At 42.2% G+C, this 22,465-nt stretch carries 20 protein-coding genes; 7 read left to right on the forward strand and 13 right to left on the reverse strand.

The features are described from left to right. Nucleotides 1-21: 21 nt before the first annotated feature. From LH29_RS03700 to LH29_RS03720, 5 genes are all read left to right on the forward strand, one after another. The gene (locus LH29_RS03700; RefSeq protein WP_045026154.1) at nt 22-1,656 is read left to right on the forward strand and encodes an ArnT family glycosyltransferase; all 1,635 of its coding nucleotides are present in this window, start codon (nt 22-24) and stop codon (nt 1,654-1,656) included. A gap of 566 nt (nt 1,657-2,222) precedes the next feature. Further along, nucleotides 2,223-2,888: a TorF family putative porin gene (locus LH29_RS03705; protein ID WP_045026155.1), complete on the forward strand. Its 666-nt coding sequence runs from the start codon at nt 2,223-2,225 to the stop codon at nt 2,886-2,888. An 85-nt stretch (nt 2,889-2,973) separates the two neighbouring features. Next, nucleotides 2,974-3,330: a P-II family nitrogen regulator gene (locus LH29_RS03710; protein WP_045026156.1), complete on the forward strand. Its 357-nt coding sequence runs from the start codon at nt 2,974-2,976 to the stop codon at nt 3,328-3,330. A 24-nt stretch (nt 3,331-3,354) separates the two neighbouring features. Further along, nucleotides 3,355-4,587 (forward strand): ammonium transporter, encoded by a 1,233-nt coding sequence (locus LH29_RS03715; protein WP_045026157.1) that lies wholly within the window; start codon nt 3,355-3,357, stop codon nt 4,585-4,587. Between the two features lie 309 nt (nt 4,588-4,896). Beyond that, entirely contained in the window at nt 4,897-5,499 is a 603-nt protein-coding gene (locus LH29_RS03720; RefSeq protein ID WP_052670586.1) for a DUF4494 domain-containing protein, read from the forward strand. 100 nt (nt 5,500-5,599) lie between these two features. On the opposite strand, the gene LH29_RS03725 is transcribed toward LH29_RS03720, so the two are convergent. The 13 genes from LH29_RS03725 to argR form a co-directional block, all read right to left on the reverse strand. After that, nucleotides 5,600-6,280: a hypothetical protein gene (locus tag LH29_RS03725; protein WP_045026158.1), complete on the reverse strand. Its 681-nt coding sequence runs from the start codon at nt 6,278-6,280 to the stop codon at nt 5,600-5,602. Nucleotides 6,281-6,508: 228 nt separating this feature from the next. Further along, entirely contained in the window at nt 6,509-7,126 is a 618-nt protein-coding gene (hisIE, locus tag LH29_RS03730; protein ID WP_045026159.1) for a bifunctional phosphoribosyl-AMP cyclohydrolase/phosphoribosyl-ATP diphosphatase HisIE, read from the reverse strand. An 84-nt stretch (nt 7,127-7,210) separates the two neighbouring features. Further along, nucleotides 7,211-7,966, reverse strand: a complete 756-nt coding sequence (gene hisF, locus LH29_RS03735; protein ID WP_045026160.1) for an imidazole glycerol phosphate synthase subunit HisF — start codon at nt 7,964-7,966, stop codon at nt 7,211-7,213. 31 nt (nt 7,967-7,997) lie between these two features. Then, nucleotides 7,998-8,729 carry a 1-(5-phosphoribosyl)-5-[(5-phosphoribosylamino)methylideneamino]imidazole-4-carboxamide isomerase gene (hisA, locus tag LH29_RS03740; protein WP_045026161.1) on the reverse strand — a complete coding sequence of 244 codons (732 nt, stop codon included), beginning with the start codon at nt 8,727-8,729 and terminating at the stop codon, nt 7,998-8,000. A 44-nt stretch (nt 8,730-8,773) separates the two neighbouring features. Then, nucleotides 8,774-9,721 carry an N-acetylornithine carbamoyltransferase gene (locus LH29_RS03745; RefSeq protein WP_045026162.1) on the reverse strand — a complete coding sequence of 316 codons (948 nt, stop codon included), beginning with the start codon at nt 9,719-9,721 and terminating at the stop codon, nt 8,774-8,776. Nucleotides 9,722-9,810: 89 nt separating this feature from the next. Next, nucleotides 9,811-11,061, reverse strand: coding sequence for a glutamate-5-semialdehyde dehydrogenase (locus LH29_RS03750; RefSeq protein ID WP_045026163.1), 1,251 nt, complete (start codon nt 11,059-11,061; stop codon nt 9,811-9,813). Nucleotides 11,062-11,219: 158 nt separating this feature from the next. Next, nucleotides 11,220-12,323, reverse strand: a complete 1,104-nt coding sequence (gene proB, locus LH29_RS03755; protein WP_045026164.1) for a glutamate 5-kinase — start codon at nt 12,321-12,323, stop codon at nt 11,220-11,222. A gap of 5 nt (nt 12,324-12,328) precedes the next feature. Beyond that, nucleotides 12,329-13,126, reverse strand: coding sequence for a pyrroline-5-carboxylate reductase (gene proC, locus LH29_RS03760; protein ID WP_045026165.1), 798 nt, complete (start codon nt 13,124-13,126; stop codon nt 12,329-12,331). A gap of 38 nt (nt 13,127-13,164) precedes the next feature. Beyond that, entirely contained in the window at nt 13,165-14,301 is a 1,137-nt protein-coding gene (locus tag LH29_RS03765; protein WP_045028638.1) for an aspartate aminotransferase family protein, read from the reverse strand. 96 nt (nt 14,302-14,397) lie between these two features. Next, nucleotides 14,398-15,366: an N-acetyl-gamma-glutamyl-phosphate reductase gene (argC, locus tag LH29_RS03770; RefSeq protein ID WP_045026166.1), complete on the reverse strand. Its 969-nt coding sequence runs from the start codon at nt 15,364-15,366 to the stop codon at nt 14,398-14,400. 1 nt (nt 15,367) lies between these two features. Next, nucleotides 15,368-16,561, reverse strand: coding sequence for an argininosuccinate synthase (gene argG / locus LH29_RS03775; RefSeq protein WP_045026167.1), 1,194 nt, complete (start codon nt 16,559-16,561; stop codon nt 15,368-15,370). 81 nt (nt 16,562-16,642) lie between these two features. Further along, nucleotides 16,643-17,296 (reverse strand): GNAT family N-acetyltransferase, encoded by a 654-nt coding sequence (locus LH29_RS03780; protein WP_045026168.1) that lies wholly within the window; start codon nt 17,294-17,296, stop codon nt 16,643-16,645. An 8-nt stretch (nt 17,297-17,304) separates the two neighbouring features. Continuing rightward, nucleotides 17,305-17,790, reverse strand: coding sequence for an arginine repressor (gene argR / locus LH29_RS03785; RefSeq protein WP_045028639.1), 486 nt, complete (start codon nt 17,788-17,790; stop codon nt 17,305-17,307). Nucleotides 17,791-18,010: 220 nt separating this feature from the next. On the opposite strand from argR, the gene carA reads away from it, so the two are divergent. Together carA and carB are read left to right on the forward strand one after the other, a co-directional pair. Further along, nucleotides 18,011-19,090, forward strand: coding sequence for a glutamine-hydrolyzing carbamoyl-phosphate synthase small subunit (carA, locus tag LH29_RS03790; protein WP_045026169.1), 1,080 nt, complete (start codon nt 18,011-18,013; stop codon nt 19,088-19,090). Between the two features lie 27 nt (nt 19,091-19,117). After that, the gene (carB, locus tag LH29_RS03795) at nt 19,118-22,351 is read left to right on the forward strand and encodes a carbamoyl-phosphate synthase (glutamine-hydrolyzing) large subunit (RefSeq protein ID WP_232302815.1); all 3,234 of its coding nucleotides are present in this window, start codon (nt 19,118-19,120) and stop codon (nt 22,349-22,351) included. Nucleotides 22,352-22,465 lie beyond the last annotated feature (114 nt).

The raw sequence follows: 22,465 nt of genomic DNA on the forward strand, positions 1-22,465 counted from the left end.
GCTTGCCATAATTCGTCACTAATGAATAATCGACATATATACTTTCTGGTCCTGATTACCCTTCTATTAATTATAATACCAGCCTTGCCGGTTTTTTTGGTTGGAAACGCTGCAAAATATGCAGAGGTGGGTCGCGAAATGCTGATGAATAACGACTGGATTAACCTTACTATTGGCGGCGATGCTTACGATCAGAAACCTCCTATGTTGTTTTGGATTGCGGCGGTTACTTTTAAGTTGTTTGGTTTGTCGATCCCGGCCTTCAAATTGGCCGTTTTATTGTTTTCGGTCATCGGAATTTATTCGACATACCGGCTGGGAAAACTGCATTACGGAAAAGAAACCGGTATGCTGGCAGCCTTTTTTTGGATATCGTCTTTGGGATTTCAGCATTTTAACAACGATATACATACCGATACCTTGTTGGCCAACTTTGTGGTATTCTCGGTATGGCAGTTCTCGGTGTATTTAAAAAACCATAAATGGCACAATTTTTTGCTTGGTGCAGTTGGTGTTGGTTTGTCGATGCTGGCAAAAGGGCCGGTGGGAGTAGTAATTCCTGCAGCAGCAATTGGCGGAACAATGTTAGTGCATAAGCAATGGAAAGAAATATTTAACTACCGTTGGCTGATTGCCCTGGTAGTGGTGGGAATTATGATTTTGCCTGCCATGGTAGGATTACTAAACCAGTTTGGGCTCGAGGGAATCAAATTCTATTTCTGGACCAATAACGTAGGGCGTGTTACCGGTTCGTATAGGGGAAGCGGTGCCGATTATTCGTTTTACCTGCATACATCCTTATATGTATTGTTGCCCTGGACTATATTTATGGTTTATGGTTTTTTTAAAGAAGTGAAAAGCCTGAACAGAATATGGAAAAATAAAACCGAAGATTTTGAGGTAGTAAACATTTTTGCGGTTGTGGTTTACCTGGGAATACTGTCGGTAGCCAAACAGCAAAATCCACACTATATGCTTTCGGCACTTCCTTTTATGTATATAATTACCGCCAAATGGACCGTGCGCTTATTTTCTTCCGAAGAAAGAGCGAAAACCCGTAACATAATTGCAACAATAAATAAAGGAATAGCAGTTGTTGGGCCGCTAATATTATTAGTGCTGCCCATTGTGGTGTTCCCTGAAAAACGTTTCTGGTTTTGGGGTGTATACGGATTGCTTTATGCCGGAATAGTGATAGTGTTTGTAAAAAAGAATAATTTGCAGAGGCAGATTGTGATGCTGACTTTCACCATTGCAGTAATGCTGTTTACCGTTAATGTAAACATGCTGCCAAATATGCTGAAGTTTCATACTTCGATTGAAGCTGCCGAAATTTTTAATGAAAAAGCACCTGAAGGCTCAACACTGAGCATGTATACCGAGAAGGCCAGGCTTTGGAATTTGTTTCTGTATTCAAAATCTCCGGGAAAATATCTTGTTGAGAAAGAAGATCTGGAAGCATTTCTTCCGAATGCGGGGGCGTGGATATTTACTTCGGAAGCCGGGTATAATGATATGCTTGAAATGGGATTGAATATGAATGTGGTTCAGAAATTTACGGAGCACAAACCTCTAACCGGTCAGTCGGCACGATTTTTAAATCCCAAAACCAGGGCGAGCAGATTTAATACCATGTATCTTCTTGAGTTAAGATAAGTAAATCACAAAAAAAATATTTCTTTCCCCCCCTGTACCGATTGTTATACTTTTCGATCAGTATTAATTCTTTTGCACAATTCATAAAATTTAGACAGGAAACCAATTCATCATTAATAAATGATTTTCTGTTGCTGTTTTATGTCTCTCTTATTAATATATGATGAGCTGTCACACTTCATTGTGGTGATAGTCTGCATCTTTCGTTTGGGCAGTATCCTTTGTCCTTTAATTAATTCTTGTTGTTCGGCTAATAAAAGCATGTAATAATTTGTGCTTTTTGAACTAATTGTGGCTGTTTGGTGTAAAAACGGCAATAAAAAGCATGGAAGTATGTCAAAAAGGTACAATATTGTGTCAAATATTAATAATTTGTTAAGCGAATTAACATGTGGGGTAAAAATGGGGTTGTGAATGAAAAAAAGTGCATTTATTTGAATCAGGAATTAAAAACAGAGGGTGTTGAGGAGAAAAAGAGGTTAGAAAAGAAAAACACCCCCTGTTAAAACAGGGCAGACGAGATTTAAAATTAAAAAATAGCAGTTTAACTTTTAAAATTTACGATTATGAAAAAGACACTACTGATTACAGTAAGTATGTTATTACTTTTAGTTGTATCAACAACGAATGTTAAAGCTCAGGAATGGAGTACGGGTTTAGACATTTACAGTAGTTATTTATGGCGTGGTGCCAAGTTTGGAACAGGGGCAGCTTTTCAGCCCGGAGTTGAGTTTAGTGCAGGAGGTTTTGCCATTGGTGCATGGGGATCTTACAGTACTGGTTCAGAGGAAGCAGCTGAGGCCGACCTTTACATGGGTTATGGTTTCGATTTAGGCGAAAATGCTTCGTTAAGCTTTACCTTGACCGACTACTACTTCCCGGGATCAGACTGGACCGAAGGAGAATCGCACTACTTCGAACCTATGGTTAGTTTGGGTGTTGGTGCTTTTACTTTCACTGCAGCTTACATGGAAGGACTTGGAGATGATGAGATCAACACCACAAGCGACTTGTATCTTGAAGCAGCAGTTTCTGCAGGTCCGGTAGACATTACTCTTGGTGGTGGCGATGGCCAGTACACTGACAATGGCGATTTCAACATCTGTAACATCATGGTTGGAACTTCAAAAGAAGTACAGATTACCGAAAGCTTTACTCTGCCGGTTTCAGGAGCAGTTATGCTGAACCCATCAACGGGAGGATTCCACATTGCAGTTGGTATTTCACTGTAACAGAGAAGATATTTTGATATGAAACGAGTCCGTATAACTCGGACTCGTTACATCTTATACTAAAAAACAAATAACATTAAATAAGATGAAAAAGATTGAAGCAGTAATACGCAAATCAAAATTTGAAGAGGTAAAAGACGCCCTGTATGAAGCAGGTATTGAGTTCTTCTCTTTCTGGGATGTGAGAGGAGTTGGCCAGGCTCGCGAAGGTCGTGCTTACCGCGGTGTTGTATACGACACCAGTACAATCGAAAGAATAAAATTGTCCATTATCGTTCGCGATAAGAATATTGATAAAACGGTTCAGGCCATTTTAGGCTCAGCAAGAACAGGAGAGATCGGTGACGGTAAAGTGTTCGTTGTGCCTATTGAAGAGTCATACCGAATCAGAACCGGAGAACACGGTGATGAATCACTTTTTATTAAAGGAAAAGAAGAGTAGTAACTGAAAAAAGATTAGATTATCATGGAAGAAACTTTGCAAGGCCTACAAATAGGTATAGATAATATGTGGTTATTGGTTGCTGCATTTCTGGTAATGTTCATGCAGCCTGGATTTGCCCTGGTTGAGGCAGGTTTTACACGATCGAAGAACACGGCGAATATTTTAATGAAAAACCTGATGGACTTTTCTATCGGCTCAATACTTTATTGGGTTATTGGTTTTACCATTATGTATGGAGACTCAATAGGTGGATTTATTGGAATGCCAGATCTTTTCTTTATGAGCGACGGTTTTGGCGATAATTATTCTGATTATGCCGACTTGTTTTTCCAAACTGTATTTGCTGCAACTGCTGCAACTATTGTTTCGGGAGCAATGGCTGAAAGAACAGAATTTAAAGCCTACTTGATTTTTAGTATTGTAATTACCGTAATTATTTACCCAATTTCAGGTCACTGGACATGGGGTGGTGGTTGGTTAAGCCAACTTGGATTCCACGATTTCGCCGGTTCATCTATTGTACACTCTGTTGGTGCATGGGTTGGTTTAGCTGGTGCGTCTATTATTGGACCTCGTTTAGGAAAATATGGAAAAGACGGAGAGGCGAAAGCAATTCCGGGACACAACCTGGCAATGGGAGCATTGGGTGTATTCATCCTATGGTTCGGATGGTTCGGATTTAACCCCGGATCTCAGTTAGCCGCTGCCGGTACAGATAACGCTGTTGCAATTGGTCATATCGCGGTTACCACTAACCTGGCTGCTGCAGCCGGTGCTGTTACTGCAATGATGGTTGCATGGTTCCGTTACAAACGCCCATCACTTTCAATTTCGTTGAACGGTGCATTGGCCGGTTTGGTTGCCATTACTGCTGGTTGTGATGCTGTTAATCCTATGGGAGCATTATTCATCGGTATAATTGCAGGTTTCATTCTGCCATTTGCTGTTGAGTTCTTCGATAAAATATTAAAAGTAGACGACCCTGTTGGTGCGATATCTGTTCACGGAGTGAGCGGTGCATTTGGTACACTGGCTGTAGGTTTGTTCTCAACCTCTGAAGGTTTATTCTACGGCGGTGGTGCAAAATTACTGGGTATTCAGGCTATTGGAGTGTTAGCATTCTTTGCCTGGGCATTCGGTTTAGGTTTGGTATTATTCTTCATCCTGAAGAAAGCAAATATACTGCGCGTTTCTAAGCGCATTGAAGAAGAGGGCCTCGATGTTTACGAACATGGTGAGAGTGCCTATAACTAAAATCTTCTTCAGCTTTTAAGTCTGTAGCTGTCTGTTTGTGGCCCCGTCGTTGGGCGGGGCCATTTTTCTTTTCAACTACACTACTTAAAAATGAAAAATTAGAACTAAAGATATTTTAACTGCATATAATACATTTCGTTTTACGTTAAATTAAGGTCAAGGGTAGTTATTAGTTAGTTTAGTTAGATTAAAAGAATCGGAGACCGACTGCAAATTGTAGTCGGTTTTTTGTTGATAAAAATGCAGGCTTTTAAGCGAAAGTATTTGAGGCTTATGTATTTTTGTCACTTCTTAAAAAATGTAGAAATTATGATGCAGACTTGGTTCGAGAGTAAAGTAAAATATATGAAAGTTTCCGAGAGCGGAAGCGAATCGATGGTAACAGAAAACTTTTTGTTGGATGCCGTATCGTACACCGATGCCGAAACGCGGATTATTCGCCAGATGCAACAAATGGTTAGAGGCGGAGAGTTTCAGATTGTTGACATTAAAAAATCGCGGATTGCCGAAGTTTTTCCATACGAAAACGGCGAGTGGTGGTTTAAAGCAGCCATTAATCTGGTTACAATTGACGAGGAAGCAGGTAAGGAGAAAAAAATAAAAACAAATTACCTGATTATGGCCGACGACATTAAAGAAGCACTTAACCGGTTGGACGAAAGTCTGGAGTACCTGGTTATTCCTTTTGTTGTTACTTCGTTGGCGGTTAGTCCGATTGTAGATGTATTTCCTTACAATCCTGAGGAAGCACAAATCCCTGATGGTTTTGTGCCGGTAGCAGAAGCTGCGGAGAAAAAGAATCCGATATTTACCGATGGAGTAAATCCGTTCATCGAAGAAGAGGAGGAAGAGGTTTCGGCTGAAGAGGAGACCGAGGCTCCGGAAGAAACCGAAGATTCGAACGACGAATAAACGGAAGAATAGTATAAAAAAATTGCAGTCCGCCTGTAAAAAATGTGCAGGCAGACTGCATTTTGAATTAATTATTAAGTAGTTGACGAAAAAAAAGTCGTTATAAGTTCACCATTACTTTGTAGTAATTGAATTTGCAACGCATTTTCGGATCGAACTGGTAATAGGCAATTGCAATCCGGCAAATGTCTTGTATTGTTTCGTAAATCTGGGCAACTTCTTTTTTGCCGTAATTATCCAATTCGGTATCTCCTTCCAAAGCAATAAAAAAGTCTTCGAATTGACTGATACGATTCGCACAAACAAGGATCTTATCGAACAAGGTGTCAGGAGTTCCTTTTTCGCTGATTTTTTGCCTTACGTTTTCGTTTAAATTGGCGGCAAATGTTTTCAGGAATTTAAACAGGCTGATGTGGTCGCCGTTTTTGGCATCGCTAAAATAATCGGTGTAGCCGGTGGTTTTGAAAAATTCTTTCAGAAAGGCTTTGTCTTTTTTAAAGTCGACTTTTACGGATGCCCGCAGAACTTTTAGGTGCTGAAGGCCTTCAACCATAATCTCGTGCCATTCGCGATAACGTTCATCTTCCAAAACATCCAGATTTTCAGCGTAGTGTTTGTCGATGGTGTCATCAATCCACACCATTAACGATGTTGCGAATTCCGGATCCCATTCCTTTCGCAAAATCGACAACTCGTAGATGTTTTCTTTAAAGGTTTTTGCAATCTGTTGACAAGCTAAAATTGTGGCGGTACTGGTAGGACAAATGGTTATTGTTTCCATACAAGCGGTATTTTGTAGTTAGAAGATATAACAAAGCTACGGAGTACCGCCGAAATATGCCTAATTGTAAAGTGGTAATATACAATGTTTTATAACTATGTTATGGAACTATGTTTCATAACTGTGTTCTACAATATGTTTATTGGTCTCCGAAAAGGCAGTCTTTTCTGAACCAGGTGAGGGAGTAGACGAAATTCTTAAGATTTTAAGTCGCTGAAAGACAGTTGCTTATTTGTGTCTTTTTTTGAGCTCACGAACCACATCTTCAATACGGTAACCTTTATGCGTAAGCAACACAACTAAGTGATAAAGCAAATCGCCGGCTTCGTACATAAAGTTCTCATCATCGTTTGCCATGGCTCCAATAATAGTTTCAACAGCTTCTTCGCCAACTTTTTGCGTAATTTTTCGTGTTCCTCTTTGGAATAACGAAGTGGTGTACGAACCTTCCGGCATTTCAGCTTTGCGTTTGTCGATAAAATCCTGCAGGTAGCTAAGGAATTGAATATCATTGCCTGCGTTTGATTCTTCAAAACAAGTATCATCGCCTTTGTGACAAACCGGTCCAACAGGATTTGCTTTTATAAGCAGTGTGTCGTTGTCGCAATCAATGGCAATCGAAACAACATCCAGAAAATTTCCCGATTCCTCGCCTTTGGTCCACAGGCGGTTTTTGGTGCGGCTAAAAAACGTTACTTTACCAATCTCCTGAGTTTTGGCAAGCGCATCTTCGTTCATAAAACCAAGCATCAGAACATTTTGCGTTTCTGCATCCTGAATGATCGCCGGAATTAGCCCGTCCATTTTATTGAAATCGATTGTTGATATATCTGTTAGCTGTCTCATAATCTTTTGTCAGAAGTCCGAAGCCGGAAGCCCGGAGCAATTTTTAATTCAGTAATTGTGTTGCGAAGTTACTATTTTGATCGGCTATCGAACTACAATGCCTTTTTCTTTTAAGTATTTCTTAAGAACCGGAATTGGAATTTCGTTGTAATGAAATATACTGGCTGCCAGTCCGGCGTCGGCTTTGCCTTTTGTAAAAACATCAACAAAATGCTCCTCGGCACCTGCCCCGCCCGAAGCAATGATCGGAATCTTCAGCATATCGGCCATTTTCGAAAGCTCTTTATTGGCGAATCCATTTTTTGTTCCGTCGTGGTTCATCGAAGTAAAAAGTATCTCTCCGGCACCACGGTCTTCGGCTTCTTTTGCCCACGAAAAAAGTTCTTTGTCGGTCGGAATTCGGCCACCGTTTACGGTAACTGTCCAATGCTCGTTTTCATCGCCGCGTGCATCGATAGCTACAACAACAAACTGGCTTCCAAAATTCAGCGCCAGGTCATCGATCAGTTTTGGATTACGAACCGCCGATGAGTTAATCGAGATTTTATCGGCACCTGCAGCCAAAAGTTTTTCAGCATCGCTCAATTCGCTGATACCGCCACCAACCGTAAACGGAATGTTGATATGCGCTGCAATACGTTTTACCAGTTCTACAAAAGTTTTGCGCCCTTCGTGTGTAGCTGTGATATCGAGGAAACAAAGTTCGTCGGCACCTTCGGCTGCATATTTTGCACCCAGTTCCACAGGGTCGCCAACTTCTTTAATATCTACAAAGTTGATTCCTTTAACGGTTTGCCCGTTGCGGATATCGAGGCATGGTATTATTCGTTTTGCAAGCATTTTTATTCGTTCCGAGTTAAAAGATCAAATACTATGAAATGAACTTCTCAATTTCTTTCAAAGTTATGCGATTTTCATAAATGGCTTTTCCGGTAATTACACCCGGAACGCCCATTTCATCTAATTTTAATATGTCGTCCATGGTGGCAATTCCGCCACTGGCAATAATTTCCACTTCGGGAAGCGTTTTCATAATGTCGGCGTACAATTCAAAAGAAGGGCCGCTTAACATTCCATCGCGGCTAATATCCGTTGAAATTACTTTGCTGATTCCCTGTCTGTGAAATTCCGATATAAAATCGATAACCGCTAATTCAGTGGTTTCCATCCAGCCGCTTACCGCAATGTTGCCGTCTTTTGCATCGGCACCCAAAATGATCTTTTCGCTACCGAATTTCTCCAGCCAGCTCAGAAAAGTATCTTTCTCTTTTACTGCGATACTTCCGCCGGTAACCATTGCTGCGCCTGAATTAAAGGCTATTTCCAAATCTTCATCCGATTTCAGTCCGCCGCCAAAGTCGATCACCAGGTTGGTCTTGCCGGCTATGGTTTCCAGTACCTTGTAGTTTACAATGTGCTTGGCTTTTGCCCCGTCCAAATCAACGAGGTGCAAACGTTTGATTCCTGCATCTTCAAACATTTTGGCGACCTCCAGCGGGTTCTCATTGTAAACCGTTTTCTGGTTGTAATCGCCCTGAGAAAGTCGCACACATTTGGCGTCAATCAGGTCGATGGCAGGAATTATTTCTATTTTTTTGGTCATGTTTTTAAATTCTCTCAATCCACAAGGCCGCAAAGGTAGCAGAATTAAGCATTTTCAAGAATCATTTTCAATACTGCCTGTGCAGTAATTTCGCGGTTGTAGGCTTGTTCAACTACAATTGAATTCGGGCTGTCGATAACGCCATCGCTTACTACCATGTTACGGCGTACTGGAAGACAGTGCATAAATTTGGCATCGTTTGTTAAAGCCATTTTTGCTTCATCAACCGTCCAGCTCATATCTTTCGATAGAATCTGGCCATAATCGGTGTACGATGCCCAGTTTTTTGCATAAATAAAATCAGCACCTTCAAAAGCTTTTTTCTGATCGTACTCAACTTGTACATCGCCCATAAATTCAGGTGCCAGTTCATATCCTTTCGGGTGTGTAACCACCAGTTCGTAATCGGTTTCGCGCATCCACTCCACAAACGAGTTTGGCACGGCCTGGGGTAGAGCACGTGGGTGAGGTGCCCATGTAAGAACTACTTTGGGTTTTTCAACTTTTTTATGTTCTTCGATGGTAACCAGGTCGGCAAAACTTTGCAGCGGGTGGCGGGTGGCGGCTTCCATGCTTACCACCGGAACGCCTGCATATTGAACAAACTGGCTTAGTATTTTTTCAGCGTAGTCGTCTTCTCGATTTTCGAATTTCGCAAAAGCACGCACTCCAATTACATCGCAATATTTTCCAATAACCGGGATGGCTTCGCGCAGGTGTTCGGCATTTTTACCGTCCATAACTACGCCCATTTCCGATTCCAGTTGCCAGCTGTCTTCGTTTACGTTCATCACCATGGTGTTCATGCCCATATTCTGAGCAGCTTTTTGGGTGCTGAGACGCGTACGCAAACTTGAGTTGAAAAATACCAAAACCATAGTTTTGTTTTTTCCCAGGTGCTGAAATCCAAATTTGCTATTTTTTACTTCGAATGCGGTTGCCAGCGCTTTTTCAATGCTGGGAATATCTTTTACTGATGTAAATTTTTTCATGTTTTAAAGTTTGAAAATGGAAGCACGAAGACCGAAGTTTCAGCTTCCATAGTTTATATTTTTGCCTTTTTACTTTTGCCTTTTACCTTTTACCTTGGACGAACTTGTCCGTTTCCTTCAATAATCCATTTATAGCTGGTCAATTCTTCCAGAGCCATCGGCCCGCGGGCGTGTAATTTTTGTGTGCTGATGCCAATTTCAGCTCCCAGTCCGAATTGTGCTCCGTCGGTAAAAGCAGTAGAGGCGTTGGAATAAACGGATGATGCATCTACCATTTTTCGGAATTTCTCAATTCGCTCCGGGTTTTCAGTAATGATAGCCTCACTGTGTTTTGAAGTATATTTATTAATATGTTCCAATGCTTCATCAAAAGAACCCACTGTTTTTACCGACATTTTCATCGATAAGAATTCTGTTCCGAATGATTCTTCAGTTGCCTCAAACAAAAGCTCTGCCGGATAAACCGATTCTATTTGTTTGTATGCTTTTTCGTCGGCATAAATTACCACCTGTTCTTCCGAAAGTTTTTTGGCAAAATCGTTCAGCTCATTCAATCGGTTTTCGTGAATTACCAAACAATCCAGCGCATTACAAACTGAGCAACGGCGGGTTTTGGCGTTGAAAATAATCTCGCGGCCTTTTTCTGCGTCGCCAAATTCATCGAAATAAGTATGGCATATTCCGGCACCGGTTTCAATTACCGGAATGGTAGCATTTTCGCGAACAAAATTTATCAATCCCTGGCTTCCGCGTGGAATGATCAAATCGATATATCCGCGAGCCCGCAACATTTCGTTGGTTTCTTCGCGCCCGGCAGGAAGGAGTGTTACTGTATTTTCGTCGAAACCGAATTTCTTAAGCACATCGCGTATGATAGAAACAATGGCCTGATTAGAGTAAATGGCATCGCTGCCACCTTTTAAAACACAGGCGTTTCCAGACTTTAGACACAAGGCAAAAACATCGAAAGTAACATTCGGGCGGGCTTCATAAATTATCCCAATTACACCAAACGGCACCGTAACTTTTTTGATTTTCAGGCCATTTTCGCGAACCGTTTCCTTTAAGGTTTTTCCTACCGGACTTTCAAGGCGGGCAACGTTTTCCATGTCGGAAGCAATGCCTTCAATTCGTTCTTCTGATAATTTAAGCCGGTCGAATTTCGGATCTTCAGGATCCATACGATCCAGATCTTTTTGGTTCTCGGTAAGAATAAATTCCGACTTTGCCCTCGCTTCGTTTGCCAGCTCCAGCAGCAGCTGTCTAACCTGGTCGTCGTACACCAGGTTTAATTTGCGCGATGCTTCTAACGTTTTTTTTAGCTGTTGTTCTATCTTCATAGTCAATGGTCTTTCAACGAAAAACCCTCTCCCGGGGGAGGGAGAGGGAGCTCAGAATATGTTCAAATTAAGGCATCAAAAAAAAGGGAGTAAGGGTAGTTTGTCGTGGTAGACAAACTTCGTTAAAGGTTACTCTGAGCTATTTTTATATTTCTATATTAATGTTTTGTTGTTTTATATTCTAAATACAAATAATCGTAATGTACTACCGGTTTTTGCTTGTCGGATTGTTTCTCCTTCTCAATTTTTTCCGAGCCGTACGAGGCTTTTCCCATGCCGACAAACTCGCCGTTTATGCCTGTTATTTTTATTAAATCTCCTTTTTTGAATTCGCTTTCAATTTTTTCAATTCCCACCGGAAGCAAGCTTACGGCCTTATCTGAAAGCAGTGCTTTTCTTGCTCCTTCGTTAATTTGTACCTCTCCTTTTGCAAAACCATCAGAATAGCCGATCCATTTTTTTACTCCGCTTGATGGTTTCTGGTTAGGTACGAAAAAAGTGTGCTTTAGGTTTTTCGATTTGTCGAGCAGATCGATAAGAATATTGGTGCGGGTTCCGTTGGCAACATGAACCCCGATTCCATCGCCGGCCACTTTTTTGGCAATTCGAAATTTGGTAAGCATTCCGCCGCGGCCAAATTCTGATCGTTCAGGCGAAATTGCATCCTGCGGTCCTTTGTCATTTACCTGAATACGCTCGATCAGTTCGGCTCCCTCGCTATCGGGATGAGCGGTGTAAACACCATCGATATTGCTGAGGATGACCAGTGCTTCGGAATCTACCATCGATGCAATCAACCCCGACAGTTCGTCGTTATCGGTAAACATCAGCTCGGTTACCGAGATGGTATCATTTTCGTTTACAATCGGTATCACTTTGTTTTCAAGCAAGGTAGTGATACAGTTTTTCATGTTCAGGTAATGTCGGCGGCTCGAGAAATTTTCCTTGGTGGTAAGCACCTGGGCGCAGGTGAGACCTTCTTCGTGGAAAAAGTCAGAATAACGCGATATTAATTTTACTTGACCCAGTGCAGCCCATAACTGTCGTTGCGATACGGCGTCCGACTTTTTTGTTTCTTTCATAACCGCGCGGCCTGCAGCAACTGCCCCCGATGATACCAAAACCACCTCAACGCCATTTTTTTGCAGATGAGCAATTTGATCAACCAGGTGAGCAATGCGCGCCACGTTGAGCGTTCCGTCGGATTTGGCCAGAACATTACTACCTACTTTTACTGTTATTTTCTTGTAGCGGGTCTGCACAGTTTTTAGTTGTCTTTTATTTTTTTGTACGAGGCCAGAACTCCTTGAATAAGTGACGAGCTAAAGCCTTTATGTTCCATTTCGTTCAATCCGGTAATGGTAACGCCCATTGGGGTGGTTACTTTATCGATCTCTCTTTCGGGGTGATGTCCCGACTGTAGCAGCAATTCGGTCGCACCTTTTACTGTTTGTGCGGTGATTAGCTGTGCCATTTCGGCGCTAAACCCAATCTCGATGCCACCTTGCATAGCCGCACGAATATAACGCAACGCATAAGCAATACCACACGACGAAAGTACAGTTGCAGCTGCCATTAATTCTTCAGGAATCTCAATTGTTTTTCCCAACTTATCAAACAACTCAACCACATACTCGCGGTAAGGTTCGGTGTTGCCGTTTGCCGAAATACAGGTTAACGATTCCTGCAAAGCAATTGCGGTGTTTGGCATTACCCGGAAAATAGGAATGTCGTTTCCGGCCATTTCTCCCAAGTCATCAATGCCAACTCCGGCAACAATGGAAATGAAAATTTTCTCCGGCGACAAAATGGGTTTCAGGCTGTTAATTACTCCCTCAATATGATAGGGTTTTACGGCTACAATAATCACATCAGCATCTTTTGCTGCATCGATATTGTTTTCGTAAGCACTAATTCCCAGGTCGCTCATGTTTTTGAGCGTAGCTTCTTTTCTGTCGGAAACCGAGATATTGCTTGCTTCAACTGAGCCCGATTTTAAAAGACCAAGTGCAATGGCACCTCCCATGTTTCCTACCCCGATTATTGCTATTTTTTTATTTTCCATTTTGTCGAATTTAGAAAATGTCGTATTCAAATCATTTTTTATTCAGCGAACGAACCAAGTACTTCTGCAAACGCAGCTAAAAAGGTGTCGGCTTGTTCGGTTGTAAGGCTGAGCGGTGGTAACAGCCTGATAATATTTTGCCCTGATACGCCGGTGAAAATACCGTAATCGAAAAGCAATTTTTTGCGAATTTCGGCAATTGGTTGCTTAAATTCCAAACCGATCATCAATCCTTCTCCTCTGATCTCAAACGCAGCATCAATTGCCGCCAATTTATCCATCAGGTAATTTCCAACTTTTTCGGCATTCTCAACCAGGTTTTCGTCTTTCATTACGTCGAGAACTGCAATGGCAGCAGCACAAGCCAGGTGATTGCCGCCAAATGTGGTTCCGAGCATGCCAAACCACGGCTCAATTTCCGGCTGAATGAGTACACCGCCAATCGGAAACCCGTTACCCATTCCTTTGGCCATGGTAACAATGTCGGGTTTTATTTCGGTATGCTGGTAGGCGAAGAATTTTCCGCTTCGTCCGTAACCCGACTGAATTTCATCCAGAATTAGAACGGCCACATATTTTTCGGTCAGTTGTTTTAGTTTGGTCAGGAATTCGGTATCGGGAACGTAAATCCCTCCAATTCCCTGAATTCCTTCAACAATGACCGCAGCCACATCGCCTTTTTTCAATGCTTCTTCCGTTGCGTCAATGTCGTTGAAGGGCAGGATTAGTGCATTGTCTGTTTCGTTAACAGGAGCAATTATTTTCGGATTATCGGTAATGGCTACCGCAGCCGAAGTACGCCCGTGGAAACCTTTTTTATAAGAGATAATTTTCTTTTTACCGGTTATAAAAGAGGCGAGTTTCAGTGCATTCTCATTGGCCTCGGCACCCGAGTTACAAAGAAACAACTGGTAATCTTCGCAACCCGATTGTTTGCCTAATTTTTCTGCCAGTTCCTTTTGCAAAGGATTCTGAACCGAGTTGGAATAAAATCCAATCTGTTGAAGCTGCGTGCTTATCTTTTCAACATAAGTCGGGTGGCTGTGCCCGATTGAAATTACCGCATGACCGCCGTAAAGATCGAGGTACTTCTTCCCGTTCTCATCCCAAACATAACAGCCTTCTGCCTTAACAGGAGTGATGTCGAAAAGTGGATATACGTTAAATAGTTCCATTCGTTTGTGATTGGAACGCTGATGACGCTGATTTAGTTGATGTGCACTGATCTTTTCAGTGAGAATCTGCAAAATCTGTGTTATCTGCGTTCAGTTTTAAAATGCTACCGGTTTTAAGTTGAGTCCGGTTTTCTCATCCAGGCCAAACATCAGGTTCATATTCTGAACTGCCTGTCCGGATGCGCCTTTTATTAAATTGTCGGTTAAACTGATTATAACCAGTTTGTTTCCGTGTTTTTCCAAATAAATTACGCCTTTGTTGGTGTTCACCACCTGTTTTACTCCCGGGTTTTTGTCGGTTACAAAAACGAACGGATGATCGGCGTAGTAATCTTTATATATTTCGTTGCCTTCTTCAAGCGAACCGTCAAATTTTGTATAACAGGCAACAAAAATACCGCGTGTGTGGTTTCCGCGAATCGGTACAAAGTTGAAATCCTTTTCAAAATCGGGTTGCAATTGTTTCAGGCTCTGAATGATCTCGCCTTCGTGCTGGTGCTCGAAAATTTTGTATGCTGAAACATTACTGCTACGCCAGCTGAAATGCGACGTTGCCGTTGGTTTTTGACCCGCACCGGTTGATCCGGTAATGGCCTGGACATGGATTTCATCCTGCAACAAATTATTAGCAGCAAGTGGCAACAGTGCCAGTTGAATGCCTGTGGCAAAACATCCCGGATTCGCAATCCGTTCTGATGATTCAATTTCTTCGCGGTTTAGTTCAGGTAAACCGTAAACAAAGTCATTGCCTTCTCTTTTTAGTCTGAAGTCGTGGCTTAAGTCGATAATTTTCAAATATTGAGGGAAAGTATTTTTCTCCACAAATTCGATCGACTTGCCATGCCCCATACAAAGGAAAATAACATCCACTTCGTCAAAAGGCATCTGGTCGGTGAATTTGATATCGGTTTCGCCCAGCAAATCAATGTGTACATCCGAAATCAGGTTGCCCGCATTACTGGTGCTTTGCACAAAACCAATTTCTGCTTGCGGATGATTTAATAAGATTCTCAACAGCTCTCCGGCAGTATATCCGGCTCCTCCTATAATTCCAACTTTAATCATCCTATAAATTTCCGTTTACTTTATTGTAGATTTTTAGTGAGTTCGCTAAGATTTTGGTAAATCCTTTTACATCGTCAGCAGTCCAGGCTTCAACAGTTTCGCCGTATTGGCCAAATCCTGAATTCATTAAATCGTGCTCCGATTCAATACCAACCAGCTCGAAGTTGTAAGGTCTCAGTTTTACGATCACTTTTCCGGTTACATTTTCCTGAGTTGATTCAAGGAAATCTTCGATGTTACGCATCACCGGCTCCTGGTACATGGCTTCGTGCAGGAACATGCCGTACCAGTTGCCCAACTGCTCTTTCCAGTACGATTGCCATTTTGTAAGTGTATGTTTTTCCAACAGGTGGTGTGCTTTAATGGTAATTAGCGGAGCAGCAGCCTCAAAACCAACGCGGCCTTTAATACCAATAATGGTGTCGCCAACGTGTGTGTCGCGGCCAATGGCATATTTCGATGCTACATCTTCCAATGCGCGAATCACATCGGGACCGTTTTCGTAAAATTCACCGTCGAGCGAAACCAGTTCGCCTTTTTCAAAACCCAATTCAATGGTTTTGGGCTCGGTAGCTTCCAATTGACTTGGGTAAGCTTCTTCAGGAAGATTTTTGTCAGTGGTCAATGTCTCTTTTCCGCCAACGCTGGTTCCCCAAAGTCCCTGATTAATGGAATATTCCATTTTGGTGAAATCGGCTTCAAAACCGTATTTTTTCAGGTAATCAATTTCGTACTGGCGGGTAAGCAACATATCGCGGGTTGGCGTAATGATTTCAATCTCGGGAGCCAAAACCTGGAAAGTCAGGTCGAAACGAATCTGATCGTTTCCGGCACCGGTACTACCATGAGCGATGTACTGTGCACCAATTTCTTTGGCATACTCGATAATGGCGATGGCCTGAAATGCTCTTTCTGAACTTACCGAAATAGGGTAGGTGTTATTACGCAGTACATTGCCAAAAACCATGTAGCGAATACATTTTTCGTAATACTCGTTAGTTACGTCGAGCGTAATGTGCTCAACTGCGCCCAGCGCCAGCGCACGTTCTTCAATGGCTTTTAACTCCTCATCGGAGAATCCGCCTGTGTTGGCAATTGCTGTATAAACATCATAACCTTTTTCTTCCTTCAGGTATTTTACACAAAACGATGTGTCTAAACCTCCACTAAATGCCAGTACCAATTTTTTACTCATGTCTAAATATCTTTAAAAGAGTGACGGCGTTTGTTATTCAACTTAAGTCTGTAGCTGTCTGTCGAATAGCGAGCCGCCACTCTACTTATTTTTATCTGTTATTTTCTTTTTTGCAACGCCTACAAATCGTTTTGGCAGAAGATCGAGCAGGCTGCGTTTCTTAATTCCGTTTCCGTTGGCGTATGTTGGTTTTTCCCATGCCGGATCGTAAAGCATTCCTGTACACAGACATTTTGTTCGCCCGGTACGCTCTAAGATATCGTGGTTAACACATCCCTGGCAACCTTTCCAAAACTGGTCGTCTAAGGTTAACTCCGAAAATGTTACCGGACGGTAGCCCAGTTCGTGGTTAATTTTCATTACCGCCAAACCGGTAGTTAAACCAAATATTTTTGAATTCGGATATTTCTTACGCGAAAGCTCGAAAGCCTTTTTCTTAATCGCTTTTGCAAGCCCTATTCCACGGTATTCTTCACCAACAATTAAACCCGAATTGGCCACAAAACCTTTTTCCTGCCAGGTTTCTATGTAGCAAAAACCGGCAAAGGTGTCTCCTTCAAGGGCAATAATTGCTTTCCCTTCCTTCATCTTCGAAGACAGGTACTCAAATGTACGACGCGCAATACCGGTGCCCCGTTGTTTCGATGCACTGTCGATAGCGTCGTTTATGTCGTCGATGAATTTCAAGTGATTTTCGTCGGCAATTAAAACTTTAATATTTTCTAAACTCTTCATCCTTCGATCTACAATTTGTCGTTAAGCTTTGGCAGAATTTTAATTAATGCCTCAGTCAAATCATTTTTCGATATTCCTTCCCTTTGTATTATTAATATAGTATCGTCTCCGGCAACGGTTCCTAAAATTTCCCACGGACTAGCTGAATCAATTACGGCTGCAATGCTGTTGGCGTATCCGGGTAAGGTACGTATAACAGCCAGGTTTCCCGAAAACTGTATGTCCTTAAATCCGTCGGCCAGGTAATTTATACGGTTAACATGTTCTGAATTTTGACGTTCAGATTGTCCGTTTTCAGGAATCGTATAAAGGTATCCTTTAACCGGATGTGGCACTTTTGCTACCTGCAGCACTTTTAAATCGCGCGATAAGGTAGCTTGTGTCAGTTCGAACCCGCGGCGTTTTAACTCAACCAATAATTCGTCCTGGCTGTGTACACTGCCTCTCTGGATTATTTTTCGGATTTCTCGTTGTCGTTGTACTTTATTCTTCATTGAATAAATATTCATTTGTAATGCAAAAATATACATTTTCATAAAAGAACAGGTAAGAATTTCAGAATATTTTCTATTTTTGCATCGGAAAATGATTTTAATATCATGTTCTTAACATTATGGCTGAGAAAGTGTATTTGAAAATAAGTATAAAGAATAACTGAAATGCGTTTGAACTATTTTAGGGCAAGCGCATTTTTTTTAATTATTAAATCGGAATATGTACAAAGTAAAACAGGCAAAATTAACGCTTGAAGACGGGACGGTTTTTATGGGAAAATCCTTCGGAAGCGAAAAGTCGGTGGCCGGAGAGGTCGTTTTTTATACAGCAATGACGGGGTATCCGGAGAGTTTGACTGATCCATCTTACACCGGGCAAATACTGGTGTCGACTTACCCAATGATTGGGAATTATGGCGTTCCTTTTAACAGAAAAGAGAACGGAATACACAAATATTACGAATCGCACAAATTGCACATTTCCGGTCTGATAATCTCTGATTACTCGTTTGAGTTTAGTCACTGGAATGCTGAGAAAAGTTTGAGTGATTGGTTAAAAGAATACGAAGTACCGGGTTTATTCGACATCGACACGAGAGCCTTAACGAAAATTTTACGTGAGAAAGGATCGATGCTTGGAAAGATCGAATTCGGTGATGAAATTGACTTTTACGATCCGAATAAAGAAAACCTGGTAGCTGTTGCCAGTTGCAAAGAACGTGAGGTATACGGAGACGGAGAGCACAAAGTGGTATTAATTGATTGCGGTGTGAAAAACAACATTATCCGTTGTTTGCTTAATCGCGGAGCTACGGTAATTCGTGTGCCATGGGATTATGATTTTACCAATGAAGAATTCGACGGATTGTTTATCTCGAACGGCCCGGGCGACCCGGCAAATTGTGATGTAACTGTTGACTACATTAAAAATGTAATTGAGGCAGAGAAACCAATTATGGGAATTTGTTTGGGTAACCAATTGCTGGCACGTGCCGCCGGCGCCGAGACCTATAAATTGAAATTCGGGCACCGCAGCCACAACCAACCGGTGTTGTTGGAAGGAACAAACAAATGTTACATCACTTCGCAAAACCATGGTTTTGCGGTAGCAACCGAAACGTTGCCAAACGACTGGGAGCCATTATTTACTAACGTGAACGATGAAACCAACGAAGGAATCAGGCACAAAACAAAGCCTTTCTTCTCAACACAGTTTCACCCGGAAGCGTCGAGCGGGCCTGTTGATACCGAGTTTTTATTCGACGAGTTCATTAAAAATATCGTAGAGTCGAAGAAATAATCTTTCAATGTAATTTCAAAAATTATCATGATAGAAACACATATTAAAAAAGCAATTGTTCTTGGTTCGGGAGCACTAAAAATTGGAGAGGCCGGTGAGTTCGATTATTCCGGTTCGCAGGCGCTAAAAGCGTTGAAAGAAGAAGGTGTTGAAACGGTTCTTATCAATCCGAATATTGCAACCATTCAAACATCTGAAGACATTGCAGACAAAATCTACTTTTTGCCTGTTACGCCTCATTTTGTTGAAGAGGTAATTAAAAAAGAAAAACCACAGGGAATACTTCTGGCATTCGGAGGTCAAACTGCGCTGAACTGCGGGGTTGCACTTTACGAATCGGGAGTACTCGAAAAATACAATGTTGAGGTAGTTGGTACGCCGGTTCAGTCGATTATTGATACCGAAGACCGCGATATTTTTGCCAATATGCTGGCCGAAATTGGTGTAAAAACACCAAAAAGTATCGCCGCTGCAAATATGGCCGAAGCAAAAGCTGCTGCTAAAGAGGTTGGCTTCCCAATTATCATCCGCGCGGCATATACGCTCGGAGGTTTAGGGTCCGGTTTCTGCGAAAACGAAGAGGAACTGGAAAAACTGGCAGGAAGCGCATTTGCTTACTCGCCGCAAATCCTGGTTGAAGAATCAATTAAAGGATGGAAAGAAGTAGAGTACGAGGTAGTTCGCGATAAATACGACAACTGTATTACGGTTTGTAACATGGAGAACTTCGATCCGCTTGGAATTCACACTGGCGAGAGTATCGTTGTAGCTCCATCGCAAACAATGTCGAACTCAGAATATCACAAACTGCGCGAAATATCAATTAAGATTATTCGTCGTGTTGGAGTAATCGGAGAATGTAACGTTCAGTTCGCGCTCGATCCTTACTCAGAAGATTATCGTGTGATTGAGGTGAATGCCCGTCTGTCACGTTCGTCGGCACTGGCATCGAAAGCTACCGGTTATCCGCTGGCATTTGTTGCTGCAAAATTAGGTTTGGGTTACGGTTTGCACCAACTTAAAAACTCGGTTACCAAAGTAACTACTGCATGTTTCGAGCCTGCGCTCGACTACTGTGTAGTAAAGATTCCTCGCTGGGATTTGAGCAAATTCGTAGGTGTTTCGAAAAATATCGGAAGCTCGATGAAATCGGTTGGCGAGATTATGGCCATCGGTCGAACTTTTGAAGAAGCCATTCAGAAAGGTATTCGAATGGTTGGTTTGGGAATGCACGGTTTTGTGGGCAACAGAGAGGAGATTACCATTGAGGGAATCGAGGAGGAGTTGACAAATCCTACCGACCGCCGAATATTTGCCATTGCGGAGGCGTTCAACAAAGGTTATTCAATCGATCAGATTCACGAGAAAACAAAAATCGATCGCTGGTTCCTGCAGAAGTTGAATAATATTTACAAAATAAAACTGGAGCTGAAGAAGTTTAACGAGTTGGAGAAATTGCCAATTCCACTGTTAAAAGCATCAAAACAAGCCGGTTATTCCGATTTTCAGATCGCACGTTTGGTAATGAGGAGCAAGAATGCAAACATCAATGAAGATCTTCTGAAAGTAAGGGCTTTCCGTAAAGCTAACGGAATTGTGCCGGTAGTTAAACAAATTGATACACTTGCAGGTGAGTATCCTGCTCAAACCAACTACCTGTACCTGACGCATAATGGCACGGAGAACGACGTTACTTACTTAGGCGATCATAAATCGGTGATGGTACTTGGATCAGGTGCTTACCGTATCGGAAGTTCGGTAGAATTCGACTGGTGTAGTGTAAATACCATCAATACGATTAAAAAAGAGGGATATCGTTCAGTAATGATCAACTACAACCCGGAGACGGTGAGTACGGATTACGATACCTGCGACAGACTTTATTTTGATGAGCTGACTTTTGAGCGTGTAATGGATGTGTACGACCTGGAGAATCCGCACGGAGTTGTGGTTTCAATGGGAGGACAAATTCCGAATAACCTGGCAATGAAACTTGACAGCCAAAATGTCCCGATCCTTGGTACATCGGCCAAAAAGATCGACAATGCCGAGGACCGTGAGAAATTCTCATCACTGCTTGATGAGCTGGGTGTTGATCAGCCACGCTGGGCACGCCTGTCAACCATCGAAGAAATTCACAAGTTTGTGGATGAGGTGGGTTATCCGGTGTTGATTCGTCCATCATACGTACTTTCGGGTGCAGCCATGAATGTGGTTTCTAACCCCGATCAGCTGGAGCATTTCCTTGAAATGGCGGCCAATGTATCGAAAGAACATCCGGTGGTTGTTACCGAGTTTATCGAGCAGGCCAAAGAAATTGAAATTGACGCAGTTGCCAATAAAGGCGAGATGGTTGCTTATGCCATTTCGGAGCACGTGGAGTTTGCCGGAGTTCACTCGGGCGATGCTACCATCGTTTTCCCGCCGCAAAAACTATATGTTGAGACCATCCGCAGGGTGAAGAAAATCGCTCGTCAGATTGCAAAGGGGCTGGAAATTACCGGACCTTTCAATATGCAGTTCCTGGCAAAAGATAACGACATAAAAGTTATTGAGTGTAACCTGCGTGCATCGCGAAGCTTCCCGTTTGTTTCAAAGGTGATGAAATTGAACCTGATTGAAATTGCCACGAAAGTAATGTTGGGAATCGATGTGCCGAAACCGGATAAATCGTTGTTCGAGCTGGATTATGTGGGGGTTAAAGCTCCGCAGTTCTCGTTTGCACGATTACTGAAAGCCGACCCTGTTTTAGGTGTAGATATGTCGTCGACCGGAGAGGTTGGATGTATCGGCGATACCTATTACGAGGCGATTCTGAAAGCGATGTTGTCGGTAGGATACAACTTTCCGAAAAAGAACATCTTGATTTCATCAGGACCATCACGAGGCAAAGTGGAGTTGCTGAACAGCACCAGAATGCTGGTTGAAAAAGGCTACAATATTTTCGCCACTGAAGGAACGCACAAGTTCTTCCGCGATAATGGTATTGAGAATACGCTGGTGCACTGGCCCGACGAAGAAGATCAGTCACCAAATACCATTGAAATGATCAAGAATAAAAAGATCGACCTGGTGGTTAATATCCCGAAAAACCATACCAACCGCGAGTTGAAAAATGGTTATACGATTCGCCGTAGTGCCATCGATTATAACATCCCGCTTATTACCAATGCCCGTGTTGCAAGTGCATTCCTTTACGGAATTTGCAAATACAGCCTCGAGGACATTAAAGTGGTAAGCTGGGACGAATACAAAGAGTAGAAGCTTTATTTCAATATTAGAGAAGCTCCGGCCATTGGTCGGAGCTTTTTTGTTTTAATAAGTGGCCCATTAATTTGACGGGCTTATTTTGTATGATTTTTTACCCATAAAAAA

Source organism: Draconibacterium sediminis, from assembly GCF_000949475.1.
GTDB classification, from domain to species: Bacteria; Bacteroidota; Bacteroidia; order Bacteroidales; family Prolixibacteraceae; genus Draconibacterium; species Draconibacterium sediminis.